This is a genomic window from Bordetella sp. BOR01 (genome assembly GCF_019218885.1).
GTDB lineage: Bacteria > Pseudomonadota > Gammaproteobacteria > Burkholderiales > Burkholderiaceae_B > Bordetella_A.
Genome location: NZ_JAHUWT010000002.1, coordinates 426,778 through 451,070 on the forward strand (window position 1 = coordinate 426,778; position 24,293 = coordinate 451,070).

Annotated in this window: 19 protein-coding genes and 1 tRNA gene; 6 read left to right on the top strand and 14 right to left on the bottom strand. The window is 61.7% G+C overall.

The window, feature by feature from the left end; genetic code table 11:
* Positions 1-313: 313 nt before the first annotated feature.
* The 5 genes from KW845_RS09785 (at position 314) to KW845_RS09805 (ending at position 6,089) form a co-directional block, all read left to right on the top strand.
* On the top strand, positions 314-2,083 hold the full coding sequence (locus KW845_RS09785; RefSeq protein WP_218369037.1) for a P-loop NTPase fold protein: 1,770 nt from the start codon (positions 314-316) through the stop codon (positions 2,081-2,083).
* Between the two features lie 141 nt (positions 2,084-2,224).
* Entirely contained in the window at positions 2,225-2,839 is a 615-nt protein-coding gene (locus KW845_RS09790) for a hypothetical protein (protein WP_218369038.1), read from the top strand.
* Positions 2,836-4,143, top strand: a complete 1,308-nt coding sequence (gene qatC, locus KW845_RS09795) for a Qat anti-phage system QueC-like protein QatC (RefSeq protein WP_218369039.1) — start codon at positions 2,836-2,838, stop codon at positions 4,141-4,143. Before KW845_RS09790 ends, qatC begins: the two co-directional genes overlap by 4 nt.
* A gap of 20 nt (positions 4,144-4,163) precedes the next feature.
* The gene (gene qatD, locus KW845_RS09800; protein ID WP_255592638.1) at positions 4,164-4,883 is read left to right on the top strand and encodes a Qat anti-phage system TatD family nuclease QatD; all 720 of its coding nucleotides are present in this window, start codon (positions 4,164-4,166) and stop codon (positions 4,881-4,883) included.
* A 360-nt stretch (positions 4,884-5,243) separates the two neighbouring features.
* Complete coding sequence (locus KW845_RS09805) at positions 5,244-6,089, top strand: DUF2971 domain-containing protein (RefSeq protein ID WP_218369041.1); 846 nt, start codon at positions 5,244-5,246, stop codon at positions 6,087-6,089.
* 159 nt (positions 6,090-6,248) lie between these two features.
* Here KW845_RS09805 and KW845_RS09810 read toward each other — a convergent pair whose 3' ends face one another.
* From KW845_RS09810 to azu, 13 genes are all read right to left on the bottom strand, one after another.
* Positions 6,249-7,316 carry a site-specific integrase gene (locus KW845_RS09810; protein ID WP_218369042.1) on the bottom strand — a complete coding sequence of 356 codons (1,068 nt, stop codon included), beginning with the start codon at positions 7,314-7,316 and terminating at the stop codon, positions 6,249-6,251.
* 142 nt (positions 7,317-7,458) lie between these two features.
* Positions 7,459-7,543: transfer RNA gene (locus tag KW845_RS09815), tRNA-Leu, on the bottom strand.
* A gap of 49 nt (positions 7,544-7,592) precedes the next feature.
* The gene (locus KW845_RS09820; protein WP_218369043.1) at positions 7,593-8,651 is read right to left on the bottom strand and encodes an FAD:protein FMN transferase; all 1,059 of its coding nucleotides are present in this window, start codon (positions 8,649-8,651) and stop codon (positions 7,593-7,595) included.
* A gap of 16 nt (positions 8,652-8,667) precedes the next feature.
* Positions 8,668-9,219 carry a nitrous oxide reductase accessory protein NosL gene (locus tag KW845_RS09825; RefSeq protein WP_218369044.1) on the bottom strand — a complete coding sequence of 184 codons (552 nt, stop codon included), beginning with the start codon at positions 9,217-9,219 and terminating at the stop codon, positions 8,668-8,670.
* Positions 9,216-10,046 carry an ABC transporter permease gene (locus KW845_RS09830; RefSeq protein WP_218369045.1) on the bottom strand — a complete coding sequence of 277 codons (831 nt, stop codon included), beginning with the start codon at positions 10,044-10,046 and terminating at the stop codon, positions 9,216-9,218. The genes KW845_RS09825 and KW845_RS09830 overlap by 4 nt, the downstream gene beginning before the upstream one ends.
* Positions 10,043-10,948, bottom strand: coding sequence for an ABC transporter ATP-binding protein (locus KW845_RS09835; RefSeq protein ID WP_218369046.1), 906 nt, complete (start codon positions 10,946-10,948; stop codon positions 10,043-10,045). The genes KW845_RS09830 and KW845_RS09835 overlap by 4 nt, the downstream gene beginning before the upstream one ends.
* The gene (locus KW845_RS09840) at positions 10,945-12,240 is read right to left on the bottom strand and encodes a nitrous oxide reductase family maturation protein NosD (protein WP_218369047.1); all 1,296 of its coding nucleotides are present in this window, start codon (positions 12,238-12,240) and stop codon (positions 10,945-10,947) included. The genes KW845_RS09835 and KW845_RS09840 overlap by 4 nt, the downstream gene beginning before the upstream one ends.
* Positions 12,241-12,247: 7 nt before the next feature.
* Positions 12,248-14,155, bottom strand: a complete 1,908-nt coding sequence (gene nosZ, locus KW845_RS09845; RefSeq protein ID WP_218369048.1) for a TAT-dependent nitrous-oxide reductase — start codon at positions 14,153-14,155, stop codon at positions 12,248-12,250.
* Between the two features lie 43 nt (positions 14,156-14,198).
* Positions 14,199-16,337 carry a NosR/NirI family protein gene (locus KW845_RS09850; RefSeq protein WP_255592522.1) on the bottom strand — a complete coding sequence of 713 codons (2,139 nt, stop codon included), beginning with the start codon at positions 16,335-16,337 and terminating at the stop codon, positions 14,199-14,201.
* Between the two features lie 207 nt (positions 16,338-16,544).
* The gene (locus KW845_RS09855) at positions 16,545-18,830 is read right to left on the bottom strand and encodes a molybdopterin cofactor-binding domain-containing protein (RefSeq protein WP_218369050.1); all 2,286 of its coding nucleotides are present in this window, start codon (positions 18,828-18,830) and stop codon (positions 16,545-16,547) included.
* Positions 18,827-19,312, bottom strand: coding sequence for a (2Fe-2S)-binding protein (locus KW845_RS09860; RefSeq protein ID WP_218369051.1), 486 nt, complete (start codon positions 19,310-19,312; stop codon positions 18,827-18,829). Before KW845_RS09860 ends, KW845_RS09855 begins: the two co-directional genes overlap by 4 nt.
* A complete protein-coding gene (locus tag KW845_RS09865; RefSeq protein WP_218369052.1) occupies positions 19,309-20,622 on the bottom strand; it encodes a cytochrome c in 1,314 nt (437 codons plus the stop codon). Before KW845_RS09865 ends, KW845_RS09860 begins: the two co-directional genes overlap by 4 nt.
* 176 nt (positions 20,623-20,798) lie before the next feature.
* The gene (azu, locus tag KW845_RS09870; protein WP_218369053.1) at positions 20,799-21,248 is read right to left on the bottom strand and encodes an azurin; all 450 of its coding nucleotides are present in this window, start codon (positions 21,246-21,248) and stop codon (positions 20,799-20,801) included.
* A gap of 258 nt (positions 21,249-21,506) precedes the next feature.
* Here azu and htpG point away from each other — a divergent pair, with 258 nt between their 5' ends.
* On the top strand, positions 21,507-23,414 hold the full coding sequence (htpG, locus tag KW845_RS09875) for a molecular chaperone HtpG (RefSeq protein WP_218369054.1): 1,908 nt from the start codon (positions 21,507-21,509) through the stop codon (positions 23,412-23,414).
* A gap of 89 nt (positions 23,415-23,503) precedes the next feature.
* On the opposite strand, the gene KW845_RS09880 is transcribed toward htpG, so the two are convergent.
* Complete coding sequence (locus KW845_RS09880) at positions 23,504-24,253, bottom strand: GntR family transcriptional regulator (RefSeq protein WP_218369055.1); 750 nt, start codon at positions 24,251-24,253, stop codon at positions 23,504-23,506.
* Positions 24,254-24,293: the final 40 nt, after the last annotated feature.

Here is a 24,293-nt window from a genome sequence, read left to right on the forward strand (position 1 = left end):
AATATTGTTTTCTGCCAAATCTGACACTCGCGCCAGCGTCTTGCGAAGAGAACATTATTTGACGAGGCCCGGACGACAGCAACCGGTCGCGAATGGCCCATTGCCACCGGCGGCTTCCGAACCAAAGCAGGCATTTGACCCGTCGTGCAGAATCACGATGCTTATGTGCCTAATCTATATTCATGCGCAATGATTTAGTACTAAAGATTACCAAATTTTCCGAAATTTGTTAATCTGCCAATTGAGACGCTGGCGCGCCGGCACAAGATAAGAATGGCTCTACCGACCAAGGGAAGGGACTCAAGGGGAAGATATGTGGTCTGATATCGAAACAAAACGTGATTACCTCAACTACCTTGAGCTAGCTGAAGTTGTATCGGAGGTGTTGCTCAACCCTAGCATGCGGCCAGTGTCCGTTGGCGTATTCGGGACGTGGGGAACAGGAAAGTCCAGCCTGCTCAACCTAATAGAAGACCGATTGCAGGATGATGCAAAGGACAAGGTGATCATCATCCGGTTCGACGCCTGGCTCTATCAGGGCTACGACGATGCACGCGCAGCACTGATGGATGTGATAGCACGCCGGCTGTATGAGGCCGCGAAGAAGGATGCAGGATTGCTGGGGCTTGCTAAAAGCTTGCTGGCACGTGTGAACACAATACGCACCCTAGGGCTGGGAATAGAAGTAGTTGCCGCCTTGCATGGGCTGCCGTTGATGGGAGTGGGCTCCAAAGCAGTGGCTGGCATTAACAAGTTGTTCGCTGAAACCTCAGAAGCCGAAGATACTCAAGCAGTAGCTGACGGGGTGAAAGCTGTGGCCGGATTGGTAGACCCGGCAAAGACGAAGAGCCCGCCTGAGCATGTTGACGCGTTTCGCCAGGAATTTCAGAAGTTACTCATTGGGTTAGACAAGACGCTAGTGGTCTTCGTAGACAATTTAGATCGCTGTTTGCCAGAGCAGACTATCCATACGCTTGAGGCGTTGCGTCTGTTCCTCTTCATGGAGCAATCTGCCTTTGTTGTGGCAGCCGACGAAGACATGGTGCGCCACTCGGTGAGTCAACATTTCGATGGCGCCAATGAGCGGCACGTAACGGATTACTTGGATAAGCTCATCCAAATCCCAGTGCGAGTGCCGAGGCTCGGCGTTACAGAAATCCGCGCCTATCTTTTTATGCTGTTTGCGGAGGCCAGCGAGGTCGACAAGGCCAAGCTGGACAAGCTGCGAACTTCTCTCGAGCAGAATCTGCGTGCCAGTTGGAAAGAACCGCCAATAGCGGTAGAGGCAGCCTCAAAGCTGGTAGGTGGCGACGCGGCTATAAGAATAAGCTTTGACATAGCCGAGCGTATGTCGGCTCTCTTGGCGAATTCCTCGTTCGTAGAGGGAAATCCACGGATCGTCAAACGACTTCTCAATGTTGTGCGTTTGCGAGCCCGCATAGCAGCGCGGCGCGGCATGCCGGTCGATGAGGCGATGGTTGCGAAATTTGCTTTGTTTGAGCGCTGTGTTGATCCAGTAGCTGTTAGGAAGCTTTACGCGCTCATAAATGAGGCCTCTCAAGGAAAGCCTGAGCTGATAGTTACTTTGGAAAAGCTAGCAGATGACCCCAAGAGGTTTGAAGAAGCTTGTCCCGACGAGTGGCGTAAGAGCTTGACTTTTCTCCATGACTGGCTTGGATTGAAGCCCGTTTTGGGCGGAATTGATTTGAGACCGCTCGTCTATCTAAGTAAGGAAACGGCCGTGCTTCGTTCCGTTGCCGGCGACATGTCTCAGTCGTCTGCTGACGCAGTTCTACGGCTTGTCAATGTGAAGACACTCTCGTCACCCGCTGCCGCAATGGCAATTGCCGGGATTGCTCCAGGAGAGCATGGGGCCGTAATGCGAGAACTTTTGGCTTCTCTACGAGGGCATGCGGATTGGAGTGACCGTCCAGACGCGATAAATGGCGCGGTTCTGCTGGCTGATGCGGATGTAGAGGCTGGTCGCCAGCTTGGTGCGTTCTTAGGAGGCCTGCAAGGAAAGAAATCACCATGGTTGAAGGCGCTCTTAGGTGATAAGGCATGGGCTAAGGGAATAGCGTAAATGGGAACATCAACATCAAGTAGGGGGGCGAATAACCGCAGCCCCCTCGTGCCACCATGGGCGGATGTAGACGGGCAAGGGCCTGGGCCGGATCCAGAGGACAACCGCTTTCGGTCCTTCCGGATCCATCTTGGCAGGTTTGTGGCGACCGGCGATGGCCAGCAGTTGAGCAAGGCGCTCAACTGCTATGCCCGCTCCTCTACCGGAGGCTCTTCCGTAGGTCCGAGACGATTCGGTGCGATCGCCCAAGCAGGTGCCGGCCTGTTCGGAACACTAAATCAGCTTCGAACAAACTTACCAGGCGTTTCAGTCAAGCTCGCTGCTCTGGCTGGTAGACCAACGCGTGAAGTCATCGATGCTTTGGTTGATGTTCTGGTGCCAGAAAATGGCGACGCTGACCGGATCCGGACGGTGCTCAATGAGGCCCTCTCCGTCTGCCTGGATGGGGTGTCAGCGTTCGACTTTGCTAGCATCACAGACGAGATTCTTATAAACCTGATGGTGGCCTACACGACGTTATCGATTTTCCAAGCAGTTGTAATGGATTCGGATAAGGCGTTTACGAAGGGGAGCACACCAGAGACGGTAGAGCGAGCGGAAAAGGAACTGATGCAACTTGTTCAGGTTGTTACTGACAAGCATATGAAGCCCTTGCTCTCGGGGAATATTTCGCAGCTGACCACCAACGAAATGCAAGTCGTGCAACTTGCGGCCATCAAGGAAGTTTGGAAAGAGTGGGAGGAATACCAGCCATGACCGCTGTCTTCGTTCACCCCGAGCTGATTAAACTCCCAGCTCCCAAGTCGGATGTAATTCCGGTCCACTTATATGGCAGCACCCCGAGCAAGAAAGGAGTGGCTGCGATCGGGCTTGGCCTCTACAATCGGTTGACCCGTCTGAAGGCTCCCGTCGACCCCGTTGCTTTTGATTTTCTTTCACTATCAATGGCTGTCACTGCGTCGGATACATTCGTCAATCGTGATGACGCTGCCGATGGATGGGCTAGGGATATTCAACTCACAGTGGCGCTGGTTGATCCTGCTCGCTGGATCCCGGTGCAGCCCCTGTTGACGCGTGCGCTTAATTTCCTGAGTGGAGATGTTTGGTCTATCAATTTTGTGGGAGGCGGTGCCCCGCCACCCGTTTTCAAGGTGCGATCTAGGCTGGTGATCGACCCAAAGCCTTGCGACTGTGCATGCTTGTTCTCAGGTGGTTTGGATAGCGCCATAGGGATGCTGGATCTGCTCAGCAAAGGCCGTAATCCTTTTCTTGTAAGCCACGCCTACACGCATGACGCTCAGCGCCAAGTCGAAATTCTCAAGATGTTGGGCGGCGGTTTGGTCAGGTTTGGTGCACAAGCAAATCCGCGCGGCTGGTTGGCGGTAGGTCACGATGTTCAAATGCGAACTCGTAGCTTCAACTTCCTAGCCATGGGGGTCTTGATGGCTTCCGCTTTGGTAGGGTTTGATAACAATCGCCGGACTCTATTCGTACCGGAAAATGGTTTGATCGCGTTGAATCCGCCGTTAACCCCTCGCCGGATTGGTGCTCTTAGTACTAGAACAACGCATCCGTACTACCTAGACCTCCTACAGAAGGTTTGTGACCAGGTTGGCTTGCTGGTCGACATCGAGAATCCCTATGCGAGTAAGAGCAAGGGCGAAATGATAATGGGTTGTCTGGACCAAGTCCGTCTGAGACAGATTGCAGACAGGACTGTCTCTTGCGGAAAGTGGAAGCGCAAGAGAGTCCAGTGCGGCCGATGCGTGCCATGTCTAATCCGCCGCGCCGCATACCATAGCGCTGGCATGAAGGACGGAACGGACTATCAACCCGAGGGGGAAGTTCTCCAGCACTTTTTGGATCATGGAACCGACTCCGATGATTTGATGGCGATGTTGCTGGCGGCTAGGCGGCTTCCTACGACCGACATTGGGAAGTGGGTTGCACAGACAGGACCGATGCCGCTGTCTGCAGTGGACCGTGTTTCTCGTGTGGATGCGGTGCGGCGTGGAATGATTGAGGTTGAGAACTATCTCAAGTCTCAAGTCAAGTTCTGATGCCGGCTCCATCTGTAGATATGCATTGCCATCTCGATCTCTATCCCGATCCTGGGGTGGAGATCGAGAGAGTGGGGAATAGAGGTGCCTATGTTTTGTCGGTCACTACTACACCTTCCGCTTGGCTCAAAACGCGTGCGTTAGCGAACCGGTATCCTCGAATAAAGACTGCCTTGGGACTCCATCCTCAGTTGGCAGGGCAGCGCATTGGGGAGCTCCACCTGTTTGACCGCCTTTTGCCTGAGGCTCGATACGTTGGAGAGGTGGGTTTGGATGGCGGGGCCGACTGCAGCGAGTTCTGGAGCCAGCAGGTGGAGGTGTTTCACCATATCCTGCAATCGTGTGCTGACCACGGTGGAAGAATCTTGACCATCCACAGCCGTAACGCCGCGACGGAGGTGATGGATGCTTTGGAGCAGCACAAAGGTTTTGGCGTCGCGATACTTCATTGGTTCTCGGGAACTAAGCAAGAATTGGCTAGGGCCGTGGAAATGGACTGCTGGTTCTCTGTTGGCTGCGCGATGGTCAGCGGAGCGAAGGGCCGTGAACTTGTGAGGCTTATGCCGCCCGAGCGCGTTCTTACTGAGACAGATGGTCCCTTTGCAAAAATGCGTGGACGGGTCCTAGCGCCAGCCGAGTGCGGCGTGGTCGTTCAACATCTGTCCCAAGCTTGGGGCGTATCGGCGGAAGGTGCTTCCGATCAAATTTTGGAGAACCTGAGAGAGCTTGTCTTGTTGTAGTGGTGCTAAAGGTGACTTAGCTGGTTGAGATGTCACAGCGTTGCTTCGATCGCAACTAAATGGCGTTTTGCAGCGACGTGCCACCGTCGGAAACGCCAGCATTACGCGTGAATCCGAAGCCATGGATGGACTAAACCTGTGTGGCAGCAAGGTGCGGTCGAGATCCGGATCGCCTTGGTATTGCTCACTAATGTCCGCTCTCGGCCAAAAGTAGACGTTCAGACCCGCAGCACAGGCGAAATATCGGATGTCTAGGAAACGCCGAGGGTTCTGCGGTCTTAACAAGCACTTTAACTGAACGCCTTCAAACGCTCGTTCTTTTAGAATAAAAATATTAAGTGGTGTGGAGAGCAGACTGTTATGAGTTGGATTGAAGAATTTCACAAACTTGTGTTTCCTCTGAATCGGGAAGGCCTTGATATAGAGGCTGGTTTTAATCTAAAAAACAAAAACATACCAAAGAGCCTTTATAAGTACCGCTCGTTTGATGAGGATGGTCGGTCCCTGAAAAACTTAGAGGAGGATACGGTTTGGATTGCCGATCCGCTGACTTTTAACGATCCCTATGACTGTCACCATTACATCAATTATGAAAGCCTTCTTGATGTATTTGCAAAAGACTTGCCGGATGGTTTAAGAAAATTACTTACGCCAATCATGCACGACTCTCTGATAAAGAGGTCTAAGGGCGTTATTTCTGAGTTCCAAAAGGCTGGGGATAAGATCAAAGATGGTATACGGCTTTGTTCGTTTTCTGAGCGTGTTGACTCAACTCTCATGTGGGCACACTACTCCTACAATCATCAGGGCTTTTGCATCGAATACGACGTCACACGACCAGAGGTGCACCAGCTGACGTCTCGCTTTATGTTTCCTGTTGTTTATAGCGACGATGTGTTTGATGCCACGGAGCTCATGAAACTTGTTAAAAGCAAGCGCTTTAATAATCTGTATCTTAACTTGGCTGCGCTATACAAAGCATCAGACTGGTCGTATGAAAAGGAGTGGAGGTTGGTGTTTGCCAATGGAGTAATGGAAACGCCGCGCCCCTGGGGTATGCCGAAGCCCACTGCTGTCTTTTGTGGCTCGCACATCTCTAAAGCTAATGAGGAAAAAATTAAAGAGGTATGCTGTCAAAGGGAAATACCACTATTCAAAATGGAACATGATCGACACATGTACCGAATGAATCCTACAAAGTTGTGAAGCTTCTGGCCCGCTACAACCGGCACCATTCGAGAGAACTCCTCACCTGATAACCACAATTTGCCTGAGCAGGCCTAGTCGAAATACTCAATGGCTTCGATTCAGAACCATCGCTTGAGCTTTTATACTCGATGTCTGCTTAGGGTCGAAAGCAGACGTTTAGTGATCTAGCTTGTCCAGCTTTCCCACCAGATCCTCGGCCCGCAGATGCGTATACCGCTTTAGCATCTGCATAGACTTGTGCCCGCTGATTGCGGCTACTTCCTGATCTGATAGCCCGGCCTCCACTAGCCGGCTGACTGCCTCATGCCTGAGATCATGGAACCGGAAATCCGTTAGCCTCGCCTTTCTCTTGGCGTCAGTCCAAGCCTTGTCGAATAGATATGAGCGTCGCACGCCATCACGACCAGGTTCACCAAAGAACACCAGGTCTGTTTCAGGTGGCCGAGTCGGGTTGTCCATAGCAGCTTGAAATGCAGTCGTAGCGGCCTTCGTCAGCGGCACGGTGCGTGGTGAAGAGTTCTTCGTGATATCCAGCCGTACAACGCGTTTTTGCAAATCAACCTGGCCAAGACGTAGACCGCCGATTTCAGACAGCCGCATCCCCGTTTCCAGGGCGATTCGTACGATCCAGCTAAACATCGGGTTGGAGTAGGCATCCACAGCGGCCAACAGCTGCTTGTTCTCCGCAGGCGTTAGTCGACGATTACGGCCAGCGCCGGGAGCCGGGCGGCGAATCTGGGACACGGGATTGAAAGGCAGGCCCAACGCCCATTCCTTAATCGCAATGGTGAACAGATGGCTTAGCAACGCGAGTTCCAGGCGGACAGTGTTATTGCTGCGCGGAACCAGTTTGCCGTTCTCGTCTGGGTCGCCCGTCAGGCGCATGTCGCGGTACTGCGCCACGATATCGGCGCTCAGGGCGGCTAATGAGTACTTCCCAAGGTGCTTTAGCAGCGGCTGGGCTTTTTTGTGCTCAGAGGCGCGCGTCGACTCCCGCTTGGAGGGCGTGACTTCCCGTAGGTAGCGTGTCAGTGCCGACTCGAGTGTCATGCGTTCACCGGGCGCTCGCTGAATGTAGACCCCGCGCACCATCTCATCTTCCGTGCGGCGTGCCCAGTCCTCAGCGTCGCGTTTGGTTCTGAATGTTTTAGACGAAGTCGGCCAGCCCGTCTTCCGAATGACGGCTTTCCATGTCCCTGATGGTGTCTTAACGATAGTAGCCATGCGTGTAAAAGCTCCGAAAGTACGCTCGGTGCTTCGCCACTGTACCGAAACTGTACCTGGCTCACAAACTTGGAAAATCCCCTGGTGTCAGGGTTAGGCTTCGAATCCAGCTAAATACCTGTAAATACGAGGAAATTTAGACTGGTGCCCGGGGCCGGAATCGAACCGGCACGCCTTGCGGCGGGGGATTTTGAGTCCCCTGCGTCTACCAATTTCACCACCCGGGCAGGGCAGGCGCGCAACCCGAAAATGGGTTGGCTGGCGGAAAGTTCGCCATTATATGCGGACTTCCAAGTTCTCGCTTGGAGCCTGGGCAGCTTGCTGCCGCACGCTGCCATCGGGCAGCACGAACCACACTCGCAAGCCCAATTGCCGGACCACCGGCGCGGTCTCTGCCAGGGCCATGTTCGAGAAGGCTGTGGACAGCGCGTCGGCCATGGTGGCGGTGCCGGCCAGCACCGACACGCTGCGGTAACGCGGCTGGGCGATGCCGGTACACGGGTCGAACAGGTGCGTATGGCGGCCGGCCGGGTCCAGGGGCGTGCCGTAGCCGCCAGAGGTGGCCAGGGCCTGGTTGCGGATATCTACTGTGGTGTAGACCTGGTCGGGCGCTTGCGGCTGGGCCAGCCCTACCCGCCACGCAGGCGCACCACTATTGGGACGAGCGTCCAGTCCGCGGATTTCACCCAGGTCGACCAGGGCCCGATCCAACCCACCTACACGTAGCAGTTCGGTGATGCGATCGGTGATGTAGCCCTGGGCGATGCCATTCAGTGTCAGTGCCATGCCGGGCCGCATCAACTGGATACGTTGCGGGTCTGCCTGGATGGCGGCGTAGCCGATGCGTACCAGTGTGTCGCGCAATGCCGCGGGCGAAGGGCCGGCGGGGTTCGCATCGGCGCGCGAGAAGTGGTCGGCATACAACCGCCACAGGGGTTGTACGCTTGGGTCGAAGGCGCCGTGGGTCAGGCGGCTGTAATGGAGACTTTCGCTTAGCAGCCGCAGCAGGTCGGCGGGCGGTTCGTCCAGGAAGCTTTGGCGATTCAGGGTGGCCAGTGCGCTGTCTTCGCGATACAGGCTGAACAGGCCTTCCAGGCGCTGCAGTTCTGCCAGGGACTGGGCCAGCAAGCGCCTAGCGATGTGTGGGTCGGGGTGATAAAGGCGCAGTTCCGCATCGGCCCCCAGGGCGATGCCGCGCCAGGTCAGGGGTTCGATGGCACCGGGGGGCGGGGTGCCGGCCCGGGCCAGTCGTAGTGCGCCTGGCATCATGGCCAGGGTGGATGCGGCGGCGGTAATGCCGATGAAGCGGCGGCGGGTACGGACGGATGTGGTCATGGCGGTGTCCGGGCGATCAAGAGGCAGGGGCAGGCGTGGGCGAGGCTTGCGAAAAGATGTAGCTTTCCGGCACTTCGTTGAAAGCGGCGATGCGTCCGCCATGGATCTGGGCAAAAGCCTCGGCCTGGGCAAGTTGGGCGAACGGCATGGCGTCTTCGGCGCCCATGCCGCCGATGTAGCGGCTTTCGATCACGTAGTAGGCGCGGCGGGCATCGATCCAGGCGGCCGGATCGGGCTGTTGGCCACGCTCGGCGCCGGCCATGTCGTTGACGTAGATGGCGCTGATGGTCTTGGGTTCTTCGGGCAGTACGGTATAGGCGAACACCTGCTTTATGGTCGAGAACCACACGGGTGTGTCGCGGCCGGTCAGGAAGATCTGGCCCTTGGGGCCGGTGTGCTCGTTCAAGGCCATGCCGCAGTAGTGGCCCACGGCTTCGGCCGTAACGATTTGCGGTGCGGGCGGCGCGGCGGCATGACGCTCGTCGCCGCCGCAGGCCGCCAGGGTGGCCAGCAGCATTGCGCCGGCCAGTCGCCTGGCATGGCGGCGCCAGGCGGGTAGCGGATTCATAGGGATTTCCTTTGGAAGCAGGCCGCGGCCAGCAGGAAGGGCACGGCGATCCACAGCAACTGCGCCAGTGCCAGGGCGGGCAACCCCAGGCTGGCCTGGCCGCTGACGCCGGCCATGCCGGCGTACATCGAGATGTTCTCGAAGCCGGTCAGGTTCATCAGGCGATAGACGTCGGACGGGTTGAGCAGCAGCAGGGTGTCGAGCAGGCCGGGCGTGACGGTGCGGCCCTGGTCGGCTGCCAGCAGGCCCAGCAATGCCATGTCGTAGATGACGACGAAGAACAGCCACACCGCAATGGCAATGCCGGCGGCGGTGGCGCGTTCACGCACCAGCGTGCTGATCAGGTAGCCCATGGCCAGGAAGCTGGCGCCCAGCAGCACGCTGGCCACGATCAGCAGGGTGAAGGGGCGCCAGGCGGCCGCATCGGCCCCGCCGTGCAGCCATTGCAGGGTCAGCCCGGCAAAGCCGTAGCCCGCGGTGGTGGCCAGGGCCAGGATGGCCAGGTGGCCGACGAACTTGCCGATGATGACCTGCCAACGCGACACCGGGTAACTAAGCAACAGGGCCAGGGTGCCGCGGTCGATTTCGCCGACGATGGCGTCATAGGCCAGCAGCATGGCAATCAGCGGCACCAGGAAGATCGACAGGCTGGACAGGCTGACCACGGTAACCGTCAGCGGGTCGACCTTGACGGCGCCGGTGGGCGAGCTGCCCAGCAGGCCCAACGACAAGGCCAGGCCGGCCAGCAGCAGCGCGGTGGCCAGTACCCAGCGGTTGCGCAGGCCGTCGCGGATTTCTTTGCCGATGATGGTCAGGACGGCGTTCATGGGGTTTTCCGTTCGAGCAAGTGGGCGTAGATCTCGTCCAGGCTGGGGGTATGGATGTCGATGTCGGCGATGGGCAGGCCGATGTTGCCCAGGTCGCGGATGACACCGACCTTGTCGGTTTCGGGACACAGTCGTTCAAAGCGCGCCGGGCCCAGGTGCTGCCAGGGGGCGGGCAGCGCCGTGGCGGGTACGGGTTGCGCCAGCGTCAGTACGATGCGCACGGGCACCCCGATGGACTGGCGTAGTTGCGCCAGCGTGCCGTCGGCGATCTTGTGGCCGTGCTTCATGACGATGACGCGGTCGACGTGGTTGGCGATCTCGGCCAGCGCATGCGTACTGAGCAGCACGGTGGTGCCGGTGCTGCGCAGTTCGCGCACGATCTCGTAGAACATCAGGCGCGAGGCCGGATCCAGGCCGGTGGTGGGCTCGTCGAGCAGCAGGATGCGTGGTTGGCCCAGCAGCGCCTGGGCCAGCGCCAACCGTTGCCGCATGCCCTTGGAATAACCGCCCACCCGGCGCCTGGCAGCGTCGGCGATGCCGACGCGTTCCAGCAGCGCCGCGTTGCGCGCCAGCGGCTGGCGCTTCAGGCGCGCGTAGAAGTCCAGGGTTTCGGCGCCGGTCATGGCGGGGTACAAGGCCACGGTCTCGGGCAGGTAGCCGATATCGTGCCGCAGGCGTGCGGCCTGGCGGCTGTCGGCATCGTGTCCCAGTAGCAAGACCCGGCCATGGGTGGGGCGGATCAGGCCCAGCACCAGTTTGATCAGCGTGCTTTTTCCCGCGCCGTTGTGCCCGGCCAGCGCCACGCATTCGCCGGCGCGCAGTTCCAGGTCGACGCCGTTCAGCGCCCGGTGCTGGCCATAATGCTTGCTGGCGCCCGCCAGGGCGACTTGAGTGGTGATCATTGCAATGGCCCCGTGACAGTCGCGGCCGGCAGGTCGGGCGCGCGCATCAAGGGGGCGCTGTCGATGACACCGCCCGGCAGCAGTGCCGGAAACTGGGATTGCGCCCACCGCACGATGGACACCGCGGGGCTGTTCAGCAGGATGCGGGCGGCGGGAGCTCGCCACAGGACCTGGTCGACGATGCCATTGGGGCGGTACGCCGTGTCGGCAATACCGTCGCCGTCCAGGTCGAACGCGGTGTTGTCGCTCCAGTAGTTGCCACGCCCGTCGCGCGACCATTCGATGACGCGCGTACCCACGTACTTGACCTGGTTCTGGTTCTGGATGAAGGCATTGCCGGATATGGCATTGCCGTCGGAGCCGGCCGTGAAGTGGATGCCGATATCGCAGCCCTGGAAGTGGTTGAACTCGAAGCGGTTGTTGTTGGCGTTGTACAGGAACACGCACTTGGCGCCGCCCTGCACCACGTTGCCCGTGATGACGGCGTCGTTGGCGTAATTGAACATCATGCCCTGGTCGTTGCTGCGTACCGCCAGGTTGTTGCGTACCACCAGCCGGTGGGAATACATGATGGCATAGCCGATATCGTTGTCTTCAGAAACGTTGTTGCTGACTTCGCTGTCGTTCGTATACATGTAGTGCACCGCATAGCGCAGCTGGCGGAAGCGGTTGCCGCGGAACAGGTTGTGCTTGCTGGTGTTCGAGAAAATGCCGTCGCGGCCGGCCGATATGTCGTTGTCCAGCACCTGGGTGCCGGGGCTGTTCCATACGGACACGCCGTTGCCGCGTTCGGCCACGCGCAATTCGGTGTTGCCGACGATGCGGTTGGCGCGCACCAGGGCGGCGTTGGGGCCCCAGACGTACACGCCCATCAGGTTGTCGAGGATGTCGTTGTGTTCGATCAGCGCGCCGTGTGCCGTACGATCCAGGAACACGCCGGCGTCCATGTCGGGCAGGCTGAGGCCGGAATGGCGGATGCTCAACCGGCGCAGGGTGACGTCGGCGGCGCGTACCCATATGGTGCGGCCGCTGCGTTCGCCCATGATGATGGCAGAGCGGTCGGGCGGGCCTTCCAGGGTAAGCGGCTTGTCGATGACCAGGTTGCCCGGATATTCGCCGGGTGCCAGGCGCAGCACGTCGCCGGCGGCGGCCGCGGTCACCGCCTGCTGCAGGCCTGCCCCGGCCGGTACGTCGACGACGGCCGCGGCCGCGCCGCCGGCCAGGGCAAGCCCAGCCAGCAGCGCGCCAAGGCCAGCGACGCCGCGTACCGACGCGGGTGAGGCATGCTGCATGCGGAACCTAGGCCTTCCTGGGCCGCACGATCATGTGCCCGGACATTTCCATGTGCAGCGCATGGCAGAACCACTGGCAGTAGTACCAGTAGAGACCCGGGCGGTCGGCCGTGAAAGTGACCGAGGCGGTGGCCTGCGGGCCGATTTCCATGGCGATGCCATGGCCTTCGAGCGTGAAACCGTGGGTAAGGTCTTCGATGACCTCCATGTTGGTGACGACGACGGTGACTTCGTCCCCCTGGTTGACTTCGAATTGCTTGATGCTGAACATGGGGGCGACCGCGATCATGTAGACCCGCACCTTGTTGCCGTCGCGCACGATCTTGGCGGCATCTTCCAACACCACGCCGTCTTTCATGGCCATTTGGCGCGCGTCTTCCCACATGGGGTCGTCACGCTTCCAGACGTTGAGCGGATGCACCTTGGACCGGTGCACCAGCAGCATGTCGTGGGGCTCGGCGAAGCTGGGGCCGTCGTGCACCAGCTTCATTTCGTCGCCGGAAATGTCGATCAGCTGGTCGTTCTCGGGCTTGAGCGGGCCGACGTTCAGGAAGCGGTCTTTCGAGAACTTGTTCAGCGACACCAGCCACTTGCCGTCGGCCTCGCGGGTTTCGCCCATGGTGCTGTGGTTGTGGCCGGGCTGGTAGTGCACGTCGAGCTTCTGGATGATGGGGTCGACCTTTTCACCCAGGTAGGCGCGGCGGGCCTTGTCGAGGTTCCACTTGACCATCTGGCTGTCGATGAACAGCGTGGTGTAGGCGTTGCCGCGGCCGTCGAAGGCGGTGTGCAGGGGCCCCAGGCCAAGCTGCGGTTCGGCCACGACCACGTCGCGCAGCTTGATCTTGTCGTTGAACAGGTCGTCGAGCTTGCGCACGTCGAGCACGGTAACGGTGGGCGAGAGCTTGCCGTTGAGCACCACGTGGATGCCGTCGGGGGCGGCATTGCAGCCGTGCGGCGAGTTGGGCACGGGAATGTAGCGCGTGTACTTCGAGCCATGGCGGCCATCGACCACCGGCACGCCGCCCATCGTCTTGAAGTCGCCGGACTTGATGGCTTCTTCGATGCGCTTGATGTTGAACACCACCACCCAGTCTTGTTCGTTGGCCGACGCTTCTTCGACTGTCAGGCCCTTTTCGGAGTTGTAGCAGGTGGCGAAGGCGTACTTGCCCTGGTAGTCGGCGTCGCCGTTGTCGAGGTTGCCGTCGACCAGGACTTGCCAGGCGATCTTCATTGTCTCGCCATCGATGGCGGTGTAGATGGCGAAGAAGTTTTCCTTGGGGTTGTCGGTGACGATGCCGTCGTTGGGCAGCGGAACGATGTGCTCGCCGTTGGCAAAGACGTAGCCCGTGCGTGGATAGCGCTGCGGGCGAAGGCCATGGATGCCCGAGGCGTTGGGGATCTCGATGACCTTGTCGGTCTTCATGACATCGCAGCGGATGCGCGCAACGCGGTTGTTGGCCTTGTCGTTGATGAAGATGTAGCGTCCGTCGTACGTGTTGTCGGTGAACGACATGTGCGGGTGGTGCGCGTCGCCATTCAGGTACACGCCACCCTTGTCTTTCAGGAACGCGCGGGTTTCAGGCGTAAGGCCGTCGGTCAGGATCTTGCGGCTTTCGTTGGTAACGCCCCAGCCGGTGGCGCTGCAATGGTTGAATACCGGGATGCGCATCAGTTCGCGCATGGACGGCAAGCCCAGGATGCGGACTTCACCCGATTGGCCGCCCGAGTTGAAGGCGTAGTATTCGTCGAGTTCGCCCGGGGCGATATGGCCGGACTGGCCGCTTGCCTTGTTGTCTTTGGCATGCGCGCCGCTTAGGTGCGCACCGCCGACGAGCCCTGCGGCACCGGACAATGCGGCGGTGCCCAGGAAGCCCCGGCGACTAAGTCCGGTTCGGTCTGGTTTCTGATCGGACATGGCTAACTCCTTGGTTGGAATGGCGCTGGCGCCTTTGCTAAGGTCAGAAATTGGAGGAAGGAGAGGGCGTTGCATCGGTCTTGGGGCTGGGCATGCGTTTCAGCACAGCTTCCTGGGGTGGTGCGCGGCGGCGCTCGCGTTTGGCCTTTTTCTGGATCAGGTGAGGGCATTTGCCTTCGTGGTGGTACAGCATCTGGCAATGCAGGCACTGGATGCACTCGTTCGGGTTGATGCTGCCGGTGGGCTCGATGGCCTGCACCGGGCATTCGATATTGCAGCGCTGGCAAGGATTGCCGCATTCGTGGTAGCGGCGCAGCCAGTTGAAAATGCGCAGGCGGGCCGGGATGGCCAAGGCCGCGCCCAGGGGGCACAGGTACCTGCAGAAGAAGCGTTCGATGACCAGGCCCGCCACCAGCAGCGCCACGGCGAAGACCACGAAGGGCCAGTCGCGCACGAAACGCAGGATGATGGCGGTCTTGAAGGGTTCGACTTCGGCCAGCCGCTCGGCGAATGCCAGGTCGTACAGCGAGAAGCCGAACAGCAACAGGAAGATGACGTATTTCAAGGTGGCCAGGCGCTGGTTGACGCCATGCCGCACGGCTATCTGCTTGACGCCCAGGCGCTTGGCCAGGCGGTTGGAGAGTTCTTGCAGGGCGCCGAACGGACACAGCCAGCCGCAGAACGCGCCGCGGTTCCAGAACACCATGGAAATGGCCGTGGCGCACCACATGATGAACACCAGCGGATCCATCAGGAAGGCGTCCCAGCGGAACTCGGTACGCAGCGCCGTGGTGAAGGTCAGAACATTGACCACGGATAGCTGCGCCTGGGCGTACCAGCCGATCCAGAAGAGCGCGAATGCCAGGAACGCCAGCCGCAGGCGGTCGTACATCAGGGGCCGGCGCGCCAGTTGGTCTTGGAAGAAGAAAATGCCCACCAGTACGGCCAGGCCGATGGCCAGGATGGCCACCTGGCCTTGCTTGGCGTGCCAGATCTGCTTCCAGAGAGCGGGCGGTGCGTCGTCGGCTGGCCCGGATGCACTGGCCATGGGCCGCATGTAAGCCAGCGGCAGTTCATAGGGCAGGTCGAAAGTGACGAAGGCCTTGTTTTGCACGCTGAGTACGCGCTGCACCATGAGTTGCAGGCGCCAGGGGGCGGCGGCATCGAGCGTGGCGTCTTCGGGCACGACGAACAGGGCCACTTCGGCAAACGATGGTGCCCCGGCGGCGGCCACGTCGGCCAGGCGCTGGTGGTTGCGGTCGCGGAACCGGAAACTGCTTTCTTGCTGGATGACTTCGATGCGGTCGAAGATGCCGCCGCGCACGTAGCCCGAGCCCTTGAACGAATAGGCCCCGTTGCCCGCGACCAGCACGGCCTGTTGGCCGGGCTGCAGGCGGCCCGCCAGATGCTGCCAGGTTGCATCGCCCAACAGGCTGCGGCCGATGGTGGGCACGCTGACCAGGGCCGCGTACAGGTCGATGAAGGTATCGGCCGGGTCGTCGGTTTCGGGGCGGGAGGCGGCGTCGGCCCGGCCTGTTTGCGCGAAGGCCTGGTTGACGTCGGCCACCGACAGGTGCAGGCGCTGCACGGCGCCGTTGTCCAGCAGGGCCTGCCAGGACTGGGCCGGGCCCAGGGTGTCGTCGACCTGGCGGGCTGGCGGCGTTGCCGCGCCAGCCGCGACGGCGCCAGCGCCCTGGGGCGGCCCGCCGATGCCGTGCGCGCGTGCGACGGCGATGGCCGAGCGCGTGATGCTGTCGCCGATGACCATCAGCGTCACGGTGGCGCCGCTGATGATGTCCACGGGCGGCGGTGTGCCATGGCGAGGCGGCGATTCGATGAAGTTCAGGCCCACGTAGCCCTGGATGAAGGCGTCGACCTTGGACTGCGGAATGCCGATCAGGACGATGGGTTCGTGGTGTTCCACCAGCCGGGCGCCGGTGATGCGGCCGTTATCAGCCAGCCCGACGATGACGTCGATGGGCTTGCTGGAATAGCCGCGCGTGTTGACCACGTCGGTGGTCAGGTAGACATGGCCCAGGGGCTGGCTGCCGGCATAGGCCCGGGCGGCCAGCGGCTTGCCTTCGGGTGGGCCCAGGCGATCGGCGCCAGGAAATAGTTCGGCCGGGGGGAAGGCAGACAGGAAGTGGGCCAGGCGCTGTGCCTGCGCCGGCAGCGCCAGCATGGAGGCGCAGGCCAGCACGAAACAGAAAAGGGCCCGGCATAGTCGGACGGGCCCTGCGGGAACAGCGTGCCTTGGCATGCGACAACTCGTTTAACTCGCCTGCGTGCATGGTAAGCAGGCGTCTTGGGGCATGCCTTGCCCAGAGTCAAGATTGCAAAAAAAAAGCGCCCGGAAGGGGCGCCTGGATGTGGGGAGCCGGGGCCGTGGTCAGGCCTGGGCGTATTCGCGCAGGCGCTGGCCGGCCGCCAGCGGCAGGTTGCGCAGGCGTTGGCCGGTGGCGTCGGCGATGGCATTGCCCAGCGCCGCCGAGGCTGGCCCCTGCGAGGCTTCGCCCGCGCCCAGGAAAGGCGCTCCGGGCCGGTCGATGAGATGCACTTCGACTTTCAGCGGCACGTCGGAAAAGCGCATGATGGGATAGGTGCTCCAGTCGTAGCTGCGGATGCCTGTGCGATCGTGCCGCACCTGCTCGTACAGGGTCCAGCTGGCCGACTGCAGGATGCCGCCTTCGATCTGGTTGCGCACGCCGTCCGGATTGACGATCTGGCCGCAGTCTACGGCCGCCACGACGCGCAGGATGCGCACCGCGCCAGTCTCGGGCGTGACGTCCAGTTCGACGGCGATCGCCAGGTAGCTCATCAGATTCTTGTATTGCGCGAACGAAAAGCCCACGCCGCGGCCCGGCTGGCGCTTGCGCTGCGGGTCCCAGCCGAAGCGTTGCGAAGCCAGTTGCACTACGTCGCGGCCGCGCGGGTCGTCCAGGTGGCGCAGCCGGAACTCCACCGGGTCGGCGCCGGCCGCCGAGGCCAGTTCGTCCATGAAGCTCTCGATGGTGAACACGTTCATGAACGCGCCCAGCCCGCGCATGGCCGACACGCGTACCGGCATGTCGGGCAGGAAGTGGTGCTGGATATTGAAGTTGGGGAAGTTGTACAGCGGCACGCTGTTGCGATCGCCGCCGCCTTCCGGCATGGGAATGGGCTTGGGCGGGGCCGGCGTGAAGGGCTGGGCCAGGAAGGTTGCCGGTATCAGGCGCCCGGCGTTGTCGATGCGCTGGTTGTGCGAATTGCTCCAGATTTCGTATTGCCAGTCGACGATGTGTCCGGAGGCGTCCAGTGAGGCCTTGACGTCGGTGACCATGGCCGGCCCGAAGGGCTCCCAGGTGTGTTCTTGTTCGCGCATCCATTGCACGCGCACCGGCCGGCCGGGCACGGCACGCGCGATGAGGGCGGCGTCGGCCGCCGCGTCATCGGCGGCGTTGTGGCCGTAGCAGCCGGCGCCCGGCACGTGGATGCAGCGGATGTCTTCGGGCTTCATGCCCAGCATCTCGGCCAGCCCGCCTCGCAGCGGAAAGACGCCCTGGGCATGGGTCCAGATGGTGAGCTTGCCCTGCTGCATGTGGGCCACCGCGCACGACGGCCCCATCGCGGCGTGCGCCAGGTAGGGCTTGGTGAAGCGTCCCTGCAGCGTCCGCACGGCTGGCTGGGCCGCGCCGTGGCGCTCGCCCACGTGGATTTCGCGGGCGGGCATTTTCAGCAGGGTGTCGTAAAGCGCGTCCGGCGCCGGCAGCACCGCGGATTCTTCCCATTTGGCTGCGACAGCCAGTGCGCGCATGGCCTGGATCGCCTGCCATTCATCGTGGGCGACTACCGCCAGGTAGCTGCCATCGCGCACCACCTTGATCACGCCCGGCATCTTCTCGATGGCGGCGCTGTCGACCGAGACCAGGCGCGCGCCGTAGGAAGGCGCCCGTACGGCCCGCGCGTGCACCATGTCGAGTGGGCGCAGGTCTTGCACATAGCTGGTGCCGCCAGTGACCTTGGCGGGGATGTCGACCCGGGGCATCGATTGCCCGATGACCCGGTGCCGCGCGGGATCGACCAGGGGCGAGGTAGGCTCGGCGTTGCGATGCAGGTCCAGGCCGCTGACGGCCTGGCCGTAGTCCATCTTGCGGCCATCGGGCGCATTGATGATGCCGTTGGCGGCCTGCAGCGAGGCCACGTCCACGCCCAGCTTGCCGGCCGCCGATTGCAGCAGCAGTTGGCGCACCTGCGCAGCCGCGTTCAGGATGGCGGTGCCGCTGTCGGCGGTGGAATGGCTGCCCGCGGTATAGCCTTCGTTGGGCGTCAGGCCGGTGTCGGCCGTGACCAGGTGGATGTCTTCGGGGCCGACCTGCAGTTCTTCGGCGGCGATCTGGATGAACGCGGTGCGGATGCCTGTGCCCAGTTCGGCCTTGCCAGTGCAGACCGTGATGCGGCCCTGTTCGTCTATCTTGATCCAGGCGTCCAGCAGCGGCGTGCTGCCCAGGTTGCCAGGCAGCTTGGTCGAGGTGGCGCTGGCGGCGGTGGGCGCGGCGTCTTCGGTGGACCTCTGGGCGGCCAGCGCAGTGGCGCCGGGCAACAGGGTGAAGCCTACCGTCAGCGAACCCGCGGCCAGGAAACGGCGGCGGGCGGGGTCGGCCGGGATGCTGTCGTGGTGGCGGTGGCGCGTGTTCATGCCGGGGCCTTCGTGGCCTGCTTGCCGTCCAGGGCTTGCGATGCCTGCACGATGGCGGCGACGATGCGCATGTGGGTGCCGCAGCGGCACAGGTTGGGCTGCAAGTGCGCGCGGATCTCGTCTTCAGTGGCGCCAGGGCGCTGGTCCAGCAAGGCCTGGGCGCGCATGACCATGCCGGCGATGCAGTAGCCGCACTGCGCGGCCTGCTTGTCGATGAATGCCTGCTGCAACGGAGAGGGCTGGTCTTCGGTGCCCAGGCCCTCGATGGTGCGCACCGGCTTCAGCCCGACGGCAGACACCGGCATCAAGCACGAGAACACGGGCTGGTCGCCGACAATGACGGTACAGGCGCCGCATTGCCCCAGTCCACAGCCGTACTTGGCGCCGTTGAGCTGCAGGTGATTGCGCAGCGCATACAGCAATGGCATGGAAGGATCGATGTCGAGGACGTGCTCGACATCGTTGACGCTGAGCGTGATCATGGCTGCGGATTCTCCTTGCGTATCGCGGCAACGCTGCCGGCGATATTCTTCCAGGCTGGCCGCTGGGCGTATTGGACCCGTGTGTAGGCCAGCACGTCGGCGATCTGTTCGTCGGTCAGCGTGGCGGCGAACGGCGGCATGTAGTGGGCCGACGCCGAACCGGTCCAGGGATTGCCGCTCAGTACCAGCTGGATGGCGTTGCGCGGGCTGTCGGCATTGAGCGCGGTGCTCAGTTCGAGCAAGGGGCGCCCGCCCACGGTGTGCATCGGGGCGGACGCGCCATGGCAACTGGCACAGGACGCGTTGAAGGTCGCTGCGCCACGTTCCATGCGCTGCGCGTCGTCGGCCGCCGGGGTGCCCGGCGGTGCGGGCGGCGGTGCGGCAGGCGGGGTGGGCGGCGGGCTGGCTTGGGGTTCGGGCTGCATCGACATCAGATAGGTGGCCATGGCCTGGACATCGGACAGCGGCACATTGGCCAGGTGCTGCGTCACGGGCAGCATGGGGCCGGCCGCGGCGCCGTGTTCAGTCGCCAGCCCCGTGTGCAGGTAGGACGTGAGCTGTTCGTGCGTCCAGGGCCGGCGGGCCCGCGTCAGCGCGTTCAGTGGCGGTGCTTCCCAGCCGTCGATCAGGCCGCCGGCGTACGGCTGGCCGCTTTTTTCGGCGCCCAGCGCATTCATGGGCGTATGACAGGACGCGCAATGGCCCAGGCCTTCGACCAGGTAGCGACCGCGCAGCCAGTCCTTGGACTGTGCCTTGGCCGGCGCGGGAAGCTCGCCGGCATCCAGGAACAACAGGTTCCAGCCGGCCACCAGCGGCCGGAAGTTCAGCGGGAATGTCAGTTCGTTGGCCGGCGCCGGTGCGTGCACTGGCCTGCGTGCCATCAGGTAGGCGTACAGCGCGGCGATGTCGTCATCGGTTACGCGCGTGAAATGCACGTAGGGAAACGCCGGATACAGCAAGCTGCCATCGCGCGCGACGCCCCTGCGCATGGCGCGCGCAAACGCTTCTTGCGACCAGGCGCCGATGCCGGTATCGACGTCGGGGGTGATATTGGTGCTGTAGATCGTGCCGAATGGCGTGTTGAGCGGCAGGCCGCCTGCATAGGGCTTGCCGTCTTGGGCGGTATGGCAATGCATACAGTCGCCAAGTTCGGCCAGGCGTGCGCCTTGGGCCAGCAGCGCGCGATCTTCGCTGATGGGGGGTGGGCTGTCCAGCGGTGCGATGGCGGGCTGCCACGCGTAATAGCCAACGGCCGCCGCAGCAACGACCACGACGGCCGCCGCCCCTGCGATTCTTCCTGTCCTGCTCATCCAGCCTCCGCGGGTTTGTGTACGCGTATGCAATACGATGGTAATGGACGGTTCTGACTCAAGCCTGAAGCCAAGCCTGATGTGCAGGCTACGATGTTACGCCTACGGGCGGCGGCACTACTTCAGGCGCCGGCCCATGTGGAAGGTGCAGCGGGCCGGGGTGGACACGCCAGGGGCTAGCTGCCGAGCTTCAGCACGCCCTTCATGATGGCCCAGTGGCCGGGGAAGGAGCAGAAGAAGGCGTACTTGTCGCCCGCGGTGAGCTTGGCGGTATCGAAGGTGACGGAATCGGCTTCGCCGCCGCCGATGAGCTTGGTATGTGCAATGACGCGGTCATCGCCAGCCTTGACGTAGTCGTTGGCCAGCCCGGCGGTCATGCCGTCGGTGGCGACAGGCTGCATGTCGGCTTCTTTGGTCAGGACCCAGTTATGGCCCATGGCGGCCTTGGCCATCTTGCCCACGTGCTTCAGGTGCACGGTGAACTGCTTGCAGCTTGCGTCGACGACGATTTCCTTGGTGTTGAACTGCATGGCGTCGTTGCTTTCGACGGTGGTCTCGCATTGCGCTGCCAGCACGGGCAGGCTGGCGGCGGATAGCAGGACGGCAAGAGTGACTTTGACCAGCATGGGGATCTCCAGTAACAGGGCGACGGGCATACCGGCCAATGCCAGCAAGGTGTCGCTGAAGATGGAAGTTTAGCCAGGGGTGCTTGCTGTGGCCTTGATCGAAAACAATGACGCAGATCAGAACTACATGATAGAGCAGGTGTTAAGCACTGGCCTTGAAATTTTGGGCCGGTGCCCCTATAACTTCGAGGTTTCGCGCCACGGCTTCGGTCGCGGCTCTGTCCCGGTTTTTATTCCCTTACTTTTATTCGCCATTCTATGAATTCATCCGCTACGTCCTCCGCGCCCGAGACCCTGGGCTTTCAGGCCGAGGTGAAGCAACTGCTGCACCTGATGATCCACTCGCTGTACAGCAACAAGGAAATCTTCTTGCGCGAGCTGGTATCCAATGCGTCCGATGCCTGCGACAAGCTGCGCTTCGAGGCGATCGACCAGCCGGATCTGTTCGAGGGCGACAGCGACCTGGCCATCCGGGTCGATTACGACACGGCCGCGCGCACCATCACGATTTCGGACAACGGCATCGGCCTGTCGCGCGACGAGGCAATTGCCAACCTGGGCACCATTGCCCGTTCGGGCACGCGCGAGTTCTTTTCGCAACTGACGGGCGACAAGCAGAAAGACGCCCAGTTGATCGGCCAGTTCGGCGTGGGCTTTTATTCGTCGTTCATCGTGGCGGACAAGGTAACGGTGCTAAGCCGGCGGGCCGGCGCGCAGCCGGGCGAGGCCATCTGCTGGGAATCGGACGGCCAGGGCGAATTCACGATCGTGGCCGCCGAAAAGGCCTCGCGCGGCACCGACGTGACGCTGCACCTGCGTGAAGACCAGGATGAACTGCTCAATGGCTGGAAATTGCGCGAGATTCTGCGCCGCTATTCCGACCATATCTCGCTGCCGATCCGCATGGCCAAGGAAGAGTGGGACGCCGAGAAGAACGAGCAGGTCAAGCGCGACGAACAGGAAACCGTGAACCAGGCCAATGCGCTGTGGACGCGCAGCAAGGGCGAGGTTACCGACGAGCAATACCGCGAGTTCTACAAGACCGTATCGCACGATTACGACGACCCGCTGGCCTGGACCCACAACCGGGTGGAAGGGCGTAGCGAGTACACGCAACTGCTGTATGTGCCCAAGCACGCGCCCTTCGACCTGTGGGACCGCGAAGGCCGCCGCGGCGTGAAGCTGTATGTGAAGCGCGTGTTCATCATGGACGACGCCGAACAGCTGCTGCCGTCGTACCTGCGCTTCGTGCGCGGGGTGATCGATTCGGCCGACCTGCCGCTGAACGTGTCGCGCGAGATCTTGCAGGAAAGCCGCGATGTGCGGGCCATACGCGAGGGCTCGGCCAAGCGCGTGCTGTCGCTGCTGGAAGACCTGGCCGAAAACAAGCCTGAAGAGTACGCCGGGTTCTGGACCGAGTTTGGCCAGGTGCTGAAAGAGGGCGCGGGCGAAGACGCCAGCAACCTGGAACGCATTGCCAAGCTGCTGCGCTTTGCCTCGACCCATTCGGGCGACGCGGCGCAGACAGTGCCTTTCGCCGAATACGCGTCGCGCATGAAAGAAGGGCAGGACAAGATTTACTACGTCACCGCCGACAGCTTTGCGGCCGCCAGCAACAGCCCGCACCTGGAGATTTTCCGCAAGAAGGGCATCGAGGTCTTGCTGCTGTCCGATCGTGTGGACGAATGGATGCTGTCTTACTTGCGCGAGTTCGACGGCAAGCCGCTGGTGTCGGTGGCCAAGGGCGGGCTGGACCTGGCCGAACTGGCCGATGAAGACGAGAAGAAGCGGCAATCGGAAGTGGCCGAAACGTTCAAGCCCCTGGTCGAGCGCCTGCAAAACACACTGGAAGACCAGGTGAAGGAAGTTCGGGTGACGCTGCGCCTGGTGGATTCGCCGGCGTGCGTGGTGGTTGGCCAGAACGAACTGAGCCCCCATCTGCTGCGCATGTTGAAGGCCGCCGGCCAAGAGGCGCCCAATGTGAAGCCGGTGCTCGAGATCAACCCCGAGCATGCGCTGATTGCGCGAGTGCGCGATGCCGATGACACCGAGTTCGAACAATGGGCGCGGCTGCTGCTGGATCAGGCGCTGCTGGCCGAGGGCGCGCAGATTGCCGATCCGGCGGCCTTCGTGAAGCGCCTGAACGCCTTGTTGTTGAAGGCTTGACCGGCCTGTTGGCGCGGTCCTGAAGGCTACCCGCGTGCTCATCGCGGGTAGCCTTTTTTACATGGCAAGGCAGGCGCGCCCGACGCCGGCTAGCGAACCACCTGGAACGACGTGTCGTGGCTGAACCGGTCGCTGGGGTAGACGCCGATCGAGGCGAAGATCACCCGCGCCGTGGCATCCAGGAACTGGCGGGTGATTTCCAGGCTGGCCTGGCCTTCCGTGGCCTGCAGCGCGCTGGCATCCGTACCCGTTGCGTTGACCGCCAGAATGCGTTGCCGCACTTCCTGGATCGTTACGCCGCAAAGTCGTTCCAGCATGACGTGAAACGCCTCGGACTGCCCATCGATGCTGTCGATCACGATGGCGTGTTCGGGAAGCAGATAAATAGTCAGGACCGCCGTGGGCAGGGCCTGGGCTAGCTTGTTGCGCAGCACCTTGACCTGTATGACCTCGATTCCTTCCGGGAAACCCGTGCGGGATGCCAGCTCGTGATCGACGCGCAGGGTCTGGGTTTGCAGCAGCCCCAGGCGCGTGTTGGCTGATTGGACCAGTTCGGGCAGGGTGATGGCGCTGCGCATGTAGCGCTGCGGTTCCATGGGCCGCGACGCCGCCACGGCGTGGCCGATGCCGGCCCTGGCCGCCACCATGCCCGCATTTTTCAGCTGCTGCAGGGCTTCGCGTACGCAGTAGCGGCTGACGCCGTACTTGTCCTGCAATTCCAGCTCGGTGGGCAGGCGATCGCCGACTTTGTATCGCCCGTTCTGGATATCGCCTTCCAGAAGCTGCGCCAGCACGGCGGGGGACAGGCGGGCGCGCCGCGTCCACCCGTCCGTTTGCACTGTATCCGCCTGGACTCGGGTTCTTTTCATCCGCCGCATT

Bases quoted from the DNA above. Each gene is read 5' to 3' on its own strand.
- KW845_RS09785 (WP_218369037.1), top strand. From the start codon at position 314: ATGTGGTCTGATATCGAAACAAAACGTGATTACCTCAACTACCTTGAG.
- qatC (WP_218369039.1), top strand. From the start codon at position 2,836: ATGACCGCTGTCTTCGTTCACCCCGAGCTGATTAAACTCCCAGCTCCC.
- qatD (WP_255592638.1), top strand. From the start codon at position 4,164: ATGCATTGCCATCTCGATCTCTATCCCGATCCTGGGGTGGAGATCGAG.
- KW845_RS09805 (WP_218369041.1), top strand. From the start codon at position 5,244: ATGAGTTGGATTGAAGAATTTCACAAACTTGTGTTTCCTCTGAATCGG.
- KW845_RS09810 (WP_218369042.1), bottom strand. From the start codon at position 7,316: ATGGCTACTATCGTTAAGACACCATCAGGGACATGGAAAGCCGTCATT.
- KW845_RS09820 (WP_218369043.1), bottom strand. From the start codon at position 8,651: ATGACCACATCCGTCCGTACCCGCCGCCGCTTCATCGGCATTACCGCC.
- KW845_RS09825 (WP_218369044.1), bottom strand. From the start codon at position 9,219: ATGAATCCGCTACCCGCCTGGCGCCGCCATGCCAGGCGACTGGCCGGC.
- KW845_RS09830 (WP_218369045.1), bottom strand. From the start codon at position 10,046: ATGAACGCCGTCCTGACCATCATCGGCAAAGAAATCCGCGACGGCCTG.
- KW845_RS09835 (WP_218369046.1), bottom strand. From the start codon at position 10,948: ATGATCACCACTCAAGTCGCCCTGGCGGGCGCCAGCAAGCATTATGGC.
- KW845_RS09840 (WP_218369047.1), bottom strand. From the start codon at position 12,240: ATGCAGCATGCCTCACCCGCGTCGGTACGCGGCGTCGCTGGCCTTGGC.
- nosZ (WP_218369048.1), bottom strand. From the start codon at position 14,155: ATGTCCGATCAGAAACCAGACCGAACCGGACTTAGTCGCCGGGGCTTC.
- KW845_RS09850 (WP_255592522.1), bottom strand. From the start codon at position 16,337: ATGCTGGCGCTGCCGGCGCAGGCACAGCGCCTGGCCCACTTCCTGTCT.
- KW845_RS09855 (WP_218369050.1), bottom strand. From the start codon at position 18,830: ATGAACACGCGCCACCGCCACCACGACAGCATCCCGGCCGACCCCGCC.
- KW845_RS09860 (WP_218369051.1), bottom strand. From the start codon at position 19,312: ATGATCACGCTCAGCGTCAACGATGTCGAGCACGTCCTCGACATCGAT.
- KW845_RS09865 (WP_218369052.1), bottom strand. From the start codon at position 20,622: ATGAGCAGGACAGGAAGAATCGCAGGGGCGGCGGCCGTCGTGGTCGTT.
- azu (WP_218369053.1), bottom strand. From the start codon at position 21,248: ATGCTGGTCAAAGTCACTCTTGCCGTCCTGCTATCCGCCGCCAGCCTG.
- htpG (WP_218369054.1), top strand. From the start codon at position 21,507: ATGAATTCATCCGCTACGTCCTCCGCGCCCGAGACCCTGGGCTTTCAG.